This is a genomic window from Deferrisoma sp., from assembly GCF_054681715.1.
On the sequence record NZ_BAAHFQ010000152.1, the window covers coordinates 1 to 6,439 of the forward strand.

Annotated in this window: 6 protein-coding genes and 1 pseudogene; 5 read left to right on the forward strand and 2 right to left on the reverse strand. The window is 74.5% G+C overall.

Features of this window, described 5'->3' with window-relative positions:
• Positions 1–275 (reverse strand): annotated as a pseudogene (gene rph, locus ACY0I8_RS15045) (ribonuclease PH); the annotation flags it as partial.
• A gap of 19 nt (positions 276–294) precedes the next feature.
• Positions 295–1,026: an N-acetylmuramoyl-L-alanine amidase family protein gene (locus ACY0I8_RS15050; protein ID WP_461395392.1), complete on the reverse strand. Its 732-nt coding sequence runs from the start codon at positions 1,024–1,026 to the stop codon at positions 295–297.
• Positions 1,027–1,140: 114 nt separating this feature from the next.
• On the opposite strand from ACY0I8_RS15050, the gene ACY0I8_RS15055 reads away from it, so the two are divergent.
• The 5 genes from ACY0I8_RS15055 to ACY0I8_RS15075 all read left to right on the forward strand — a co-directional run.
• Positions 1,141–1,524: a thioredoxin family protein gene (locus ACY0I8_RS15055; protein WP_461395393.1), complete on the forward strand. Its 384-nt coding sequence runs from the start codon at positions 1,141–1,143 to the stop codon at positions 1,522–1,524.
• Between the two features lie 87 nt (positions 1,525–1,611).
• Entirely contained in the window at positions 1,612–2,667 is a 1,056-nt protein-coding gene (dnaJ, locus tag ACY0I8_RS15060; protein ID WP_461395394.1) for a molecular chaperone DnaJ, read from the forward strand.
• Between the two features lie 196 nt (positions 2,668–2,863).
• Positions 2,864–3,244: a MerR family transcriptional regulator gene (locus tag ACY0I8_RS15065; protein WP_461395395.1), complete on the forward strand. Its 381-nt coding sequence runs from the start codon at positions 2,864–2,866 to the stop codon at positions 3,242–3,244.
• 26 nt (positions 3,245–3,270) lie between these two features.
• On the forward strand, positions 3,271–5,667 hold the full coding sequence (locus ACY0I8_RS15070) for a ComEC/Rec2 family competence protein (protein WP_461395396.1): 2,397 nt from the start codon (positions 3,271–3,273) through the stop codon (positions 5,665–5,667).
• A gap of 52 nt (positions 5,668–5,719) precedes the next feature.
• The coding region (locus tag ACY0I8_RS15075) for a response regulator (protein ID WP_461395397.1) at positions 5,720–6,439 on the forward strand (720 nt) is incomplete at its 3' end.

Sequence of the window (6,439 nt, forward strand, 5' to 3'; positions counted from 1 at the left end):
CGCTGGATCTCCAGGGTGCGGCCCCCCTGCCGGCCCCGGCTCGCCTCGCGGGGGGTGCGGGTCTCGGTGGCCCGGGGCAGCATGCCGTACTCGGCCGTGACCCACCCCCGGCCCGTGCCCTTCAGGAACGCCGGCACCCCGTCCTCGACGCTCGCCGCGCAGAGCACCCGGGTGTGGCCCACCTCGATCAGCGCGCTCCCCTCGGCGTAGCGCAGCACCCCCCGCTCGATCCGAACCGGCCGAAGCTCGTCGGCCGCCCTTCCGTCATGGCGCATGAATCCTTCCTTTACTCTGTTATTCCGTCGTAGGGGTTTCCGAACCGGGCTCCCCCGGTTCCAGCACATCTTCCACGGCCCGGGCCACGGCGCGGGCCAGGGCCTCGGCCCCCTCGGGCCGGCGCCACCAGGCCGTGTCCTCGGGCCAGGCGAGGGATCCGAACTCCACCAGGGCCGCCGGGCAGGTCACGGCCTCGAGCGCCGGATGGGGCAGCGTGCCGATGCCCCGGTCGAAGGTGGGCGCCGCCTCCCCCAGACGCCGGCGCAGGGCCTCGGCCCACCGGCGGCTCCGCTCCCAGACGCCGGCCTGCCCGGCCTCCCAGAGCTGGGGGTCCACCCCGGCCGGGGGCGGCGGGGGAACAAACACCTCGAACCCCCGGGCGTGGGTTCGGGGCTCGCCTGAAAAGTGGACCGAGAGGTAGAGGTCGGCCTCGCGGTAGTTGGCAAACGCGGCCCGCAAGGGTTCCGGCAGGTCCTGGTCCGCCTCCCGGGTCAGGAACACGACGAGGCCCCGGGCCTCGAGGCGGGCCGCGAGGGTCTTTGCCAGCTCCAGGGCCGCCGCGTCCTCGGGCCCGGCCTCGGCCCGTGCCCCTGCCTCGACCCCCCCGTGGCCCGGGTCGAGCACGAGCCGCGGCGCCGGGCGTTGGACCCCGGCGCCCGAGGTGCTATCCTCGCCGCGCGCCGGGGTTCCGGGGCCGGCGAGGCACAGGAGCACGAGCAGGATCGGAGCGAGGGAACGAAGGCGGTCCATGGGCGGTCGGGAAAGCGGGCCGGAAGGTCCGCGCATGCTACCCCGGGGCCAGGGGACTGTCAATTCGCGCGGGCCGAAACGCCCCCTTGGGCAAGGGATCCGGGAGGAACGGCCATGAAACGGTGGTGGGTGGTCGTGGCGTTGGTGGCGTGGACCGGGGTCGCGGCGGCGGCCGAGCCCGATCCCCTGGTCCGGACGGCCAAGGAGACGGGCCGGCCGGTGCTGGGGGAGTTCGTGTCGGAAACCTGCCCGGCCTGCGACCAGCTGGAGCCGATCCTGGCGGAGGTGCTGGCGCGGCACCCCCACATCGTGCGCCGGGTCCACGACGCGGACAAGGAGCCGGAGCTCGCGAAGAAGTACGGGGTGAAATGCGTTCCGGTGCTCGTGATCGTGGACCCGGAGGGCCAGGTGCGGTTCAACCAGGTGGGCTTCTGGACGGCGGAGGAGCTCGAAGCCGTGCTCCGGGAGGCCGGGGTGGCCGAGGCGGGGTCCCCGTAGCCGCCGGGCCGTTGACAGCCCCGCGGGCGGTGCCTACGTTTCGGCGCCGAGCGGGGGGGACCACGACGTCAGGAGGGGTCGGATTCGATGGCCACGAAACGGGACTACTACGAGGTTCTCGGCGTGGGGCGCAACGCCTCGACCGAGGAGATCAAAAAGGCCTACCGGAAGCTCGCCCGCAAATACCACCCCGACGTGAACCCGGGGAACAAGGAGGCCGAGGAGCGGTTCAAGGAGATCTCCGAGGCCTACGACGTGCTCTCCGATCCCGAGAAGCGGGCCCAGTACGACGCCATGGGCCACGCGGCCTTCGGCCAGGGGGCCGGCGCGGGCGCCGGGCCCCAGTGGGAGGAGTTTCGCTCGGGAGGGTTCGGTGGGTTCGACTTCTCGGACCTCTTTTCCGACCTGTTCGGGGAGACGGCCGGGTTTCGACCGTCCGGGCCGCGAAAGGGGGCCGATCTCGAGTACGAGATGACCGTGTCCCTGACCGAAGCCGTGAAGGGCACGGAGAAGGAGATCTCGTTTCGCCGCAACGCCCCCTGCGACGCCTGCGGCGGGAGCGGGTACAAACCCGGCGCGGGTGGCGGCACATGCCCCCGGTGCGGCGGCCGCGGGGTCGTGCGTTCGTCCCGGGGGGTGATCTCGGTGCAACAGACCTGCCCCACCTGCCGGGGCACCGGCCGGACGCCCGGTCCGGCCTGCGAGCGGTGCGCCGGCCAAGGCACCGTGCCCAAAGCCGAACGGATCCGGGTGCGCATCCCTCCGGGGGTCACCGAGGGGTCCCGGGTTCGGGTGGCCGGCAAGGGGGAGGCCGGAGCGGCCGGGGGGCCCCCGGGCGACCTCTACATCCGGGTCCACGTGGCCCCGGACCCGCGGTTCCGGCGGGAGGGGAACGACCTCGTGACCACCGTGGACGTGGACCTGCTGGACGCCCTGCTCGGGGGCACGGTGGAGGTGCCCACGCTGGACGGCCCCGTGCGGATGAAGGTGCCGGCCGGCACCCAGAACGGCCAGCGGTTCCGGATCCGCGGCAAGGGGGTGCCGGGGAAGGGCGACCTCTACGCGGAGGTCCGGGTCAAAATCCCCCGTCGGCTCGATCCCGAGGTCCGAAAGGTGCTCGAGGGGCTGCGCGGGAGGCTCTAGGGGGCTGGCCCCCGGAGGTGGGGCGCACCCGGCGCTTCCGCAGGCTCTCTGCACGCGGGCCGCCGGTGGTCCATCGTGGTCGCTGTAACGGGATGATGCAGGCTACCAAGCTGGAATCGAAAGGGGTTTCAGCCTTCTGGCCTTCCAGCCTCCCAGCGTTCCAGCGGAGGTTCCAGCGAAGACTGGGGAGGGAGTGATGGACAAGGCGGTTCGGTTGATCCGAGTCCGGGAGATCGTGGAGGCGACCGGGGTCAGTTCGTCGACCCTGCGGGTGTACCGGGAGGCCGGGCTGATCGAACCCGCGGCCCGGGAGGGGCGGGCGTACCTCTACGACGAGGACACCATCGAGACGGTCCGCCGGATCCAGCGCCTGCGCAACGACCTCGGGGTGAACCTGGCCGGTGTCCAGGTCATCCTCGAGATGCGCCGCACCATCGAGGAACTCCAGGAGCACCTGGACGAGGTGGTCCGGTTCGTGCGCGAGGACCTGCGTGCCGAGTTGGAGCGGGTGCTTCGCGAGCGGGAGAAGGCGATGATCCCCCGGGCCTTCTTCCGGCCCCCCCAACCCCTGGAGTAGGAAAGGGGCCTGCGCGGGGGCTTTCCGTGATCGCCCTCGGTCCCCGAATCCTTCCCTTCGTCCCCCTCCTCGGCCTCGCTTCGGGCCTTTGGATTTCGTCCCATCCCGTTCCCGCCCTCGCCGCGTTCGCCGCGGCCTCCTGGGTCGCGTGGCGGCTCGCCCCTTCGCCGTCCTTCCGGGTCGCTGCCCTGGCCGGCCTCCTGGCCCTGGCGGGGGTGGCCGCGGTCGCCTCGGGCCGGCCCCCGCCCCTGGAACCGCCCCTGGGAACGGCCGGGAGGTTCCGGGGCCTCGTCGTGGAGGACCCACGGCCGACCGACGCCGGCTGGTCGGCCGTGGTGGAGCTCACCGGCTGGGCCCCGGCCCCGATCGGGCCCTGGCGCCCCGCCCGGGGGCGGGTGCGGCTCTCCGTGGAGGGCTGGCCCGAACCCCGGCCGGCCCGGGGAGGCGCCTGCTGGTTCCGGGGGGAGCTGCGCCGGCCGGTGGCCTTCTGGAACCCCGGATCCGAGGGGTACGCGGCCTATCTCCGCCGGAAGGGGATCGGCGCCCGGGCCGGGGCCCGGTGGCCCGGGGAGGTGGCGTTCCGGCCCCCGCCCCCGGGATGGCAGGCCTGGCGGCAGGCCGTCGCGGCCGACATGGAACGGGCGGCCCCCGGTCCCGGGGGCGCCGTGCTGCGGGCCATGACCCTGGGGGATCGCTCGGGGGTGGGCCGGGAACTGGCCGAACGGCTTCGTCGGGCCGGGGTGTCGCACCTGGTGGCCGTGTCGGGGCTCCACCTGGGGATCCTCGCCCTCCTCGTCATCCCGGTCGCGCGGGCCGCGCTGCTCCGGGGCGCCCCGACCTTCTTCGTGGCCCGGCCCGTGGACCCGTGGGCCCGGGCGGCCTGCCTGCCCGTTTTGCTCGGGTACGCGGCGCTTTCCGGGTGGCAGGTGAGCACCCTGCGGGCGCTCGCCATGGTGGGGCTCGTGCTGCTCGCCGGGGCCGCGGCCCGGCCCCGCGCCCTGTTGCCTGGCCTCGCGGCCGCCGCGCTCCTGGTGGGGGTGGCGAACCCGGCCGTTCTCGGGGACCCGGGCCTGCACCTCTCGCTTTCGGCGCTGGCCGGGCTCTTCTGGCTCGCGCCCGGGCTCGAGGCCCGCCTCCTCCCGGCGCGGCCGGACCCGGTGGCCGCCCGGTACCCGCCCCCCGGGCTCCGCCGCTGGGGCCCGATCCTGGGACGGGCCGCCGCCCGGGTGGCGTTCGCCTCGGCGGGGGCCACCCTGGCGACCCTTCCCGTGTCGCTCCTCCACTTCGGGGCCGCCCCCGTGGCCGGGGTGGTCACGAACCTGGTCTCGGTCCCGCTGGTGGGGTGGGGATGCCTTCCCCTGGGGCTCCTGGGGGTCGGGATGCACCCCTTCCTTCCCGGGGTGTCGGCCCTGCTTTGGGGGCTCGCGGGCGGCGTGCTCGACGGGTGGATCGCCGGGCTCGGGGTCCTACGGGGCTGGGTCGTCATGGTGCGGGCCCCGTTCCTCTCCTCGCCCCTGGGGTTCGCCGGGCTCGCCGCGGCCGGGCTGGGCCTCGGCCTCTGGCTCTGGCGGCGGCCCGAGGCCTCGAGGTGGGCCGCCGCGGGGGCGATGCTTTGCGCCGCGGCCGCCCTGGGGCCCCGGATGCGGGAATCCCTGGATCCCCGGGTGCACCTCTGGGTGTTCGACGTGGGCCAGGGACAAGCGCTGGCCCTGCGGGTCCCGGAGGCCGGATGGATCGCCGTGGACGCCAGCGGATTCCCCGGAAGCCCGTTCGACCCGGGGGCCGAGGTGGTGGTCCCGGCCTTGGAGGCCCTGGGGTGCCGTAAGGTCCGGTGGGTCGTCTCGACCCACCCTCACCCCGACCACGTGCTCGGGCTTCCCGCCCTCGTGCGGTGGGGCCGGCCGGGGGAGGTGTGGCTCCCGGCCGGGTTCCGGGGCGACGGCCGGTACCGGGACCTCCTGGAGGCCGCCCGGGAGGTGGGGGCGGCGGTGCGCTGGGTGGGGGCGGCGGACCTGGACCTTCCCGGCCCGGCGCGCCTCACGGCCTGGGAAGGCCCGGGGCCGTCGGAGAACGACCGCAGTCTCCTTCTGCGGATCGAGGCCCACGGCGGGGCCCTCCTTCTCCCCGGGGATCTCGAGGCCCCGGGCCAGGCCGCGGCCCTGGCCGCGGTACCGGAGCTCGGGGCGGCGGTCCTCGTCGCGCCCCACCACGGCGCGGCCGACGCGTGGCATCCTGGGTTCTTCCGGGCCGTAAGCCCGGCGTGGGTCGTGGTCTCGGCCGCCGGCCGGCGGGGCCTGCCGGCGGCCGCGTTCGTGGAGGGGGCGACCCGCCTCGGGGCCCGGGTCGTGGGCACCCACGAGATCGGCTGCGTCCACGTGGCCCTGGGGCCCGGGGGACGGGTGCGGGCCGGCCCGTTTCGTTGACAGTCCTGGGGGGTTCTGTTAGCTTTCCCCATCCCTCGGTTCCTGGGACGCCATGACCCCTGCCGCCGTTCTCGTCGTCGACGACGATGTGTTCTTCCGCTCCTTTTGCTCCGACGTGCTTCGGCAGGAAGGGCTGCGCGTGCGCACGGCGTCCTCGGGGGGGGAGGCCCTGTCGGCGCTGGGCCAAGAGCTCGTGGACCTGGTTCTCGCCGACATCTACATGCCCGAGATGACCGGGCTCGAGCTGCTCCAGGAGATCAAGGCCCGCCACCCCGCGGTGGACGTCGTCATCATGACCGGGTACGCGTCGATCGACACCGCCGTGCGGGCTTTGAAGCACGGGGCCGCCGACTACCTGCGAAAGCCCTTCGCGGCCGAGGAACTGGCGGCCGTGGTGCACGCCACCTTGGAGCAACGCCAGTTGGTGCGAGAGCACTCGCGGCTCAAACGGCAACTGGAACTCTACGAGCTGGCCCGGTCGTTTCAGGGCTCGGAGGATCCGGAGCGGGTGACGGCCCTGGGACTGGAGGCCGCGGTCGGCGCGACCCGAAGCGATCTCGGGCTGGTCTTGCGGCCCACCGATCCGGTCGGCCCCCTCGCCGTGACGGGCCGGCACGGGCTCGACGCCGACGAGGCCGAGGCCCTGCGGGACGCCCTGGTGATGAAGGCGGAGCGGTATCTGCGCGGGCTCGAGGGGCCGCGGATCCTGGGGCGGGCCCGGCTCCTTCGGATCCTGGCGGACCGGTCCCGGGGGCCCGAGGTGCGGGAGCTC

Bases quoted from the DNA above. Each gene is read 5' to 3' on its own strand.
- ACY0I8_RS15050 (WP_461395392.1), bottom strand. From the start codon at position 1,026: ATGGACCGCCTTCGTTCCCTCGCTCCGATCCTGCTCGTGCTCCTGTGC.
- ACY0I8_RS15055 (WP_461395393.1), top strand. From the start codon at position 1,141: ATGAAACGGTGGTGGGTGGTCGTGGCGTTGGTGGCGTGGACCGGGGTC.
- dnaJ (WP_461395394.1), top strand. From the start codon at position 1,612: ATGGCCACGAAACGGGACTACTACGAGGTTCTCGGCGTGGGGCGCAAC.
- ACY0I8_RS15065 (WP_461395395.1), top strand. From the start codon at position 2,864: ATGGACAAGGCGGTTCGGTTGATCCGAGTCCGGGAGATCGTGGAGGCG.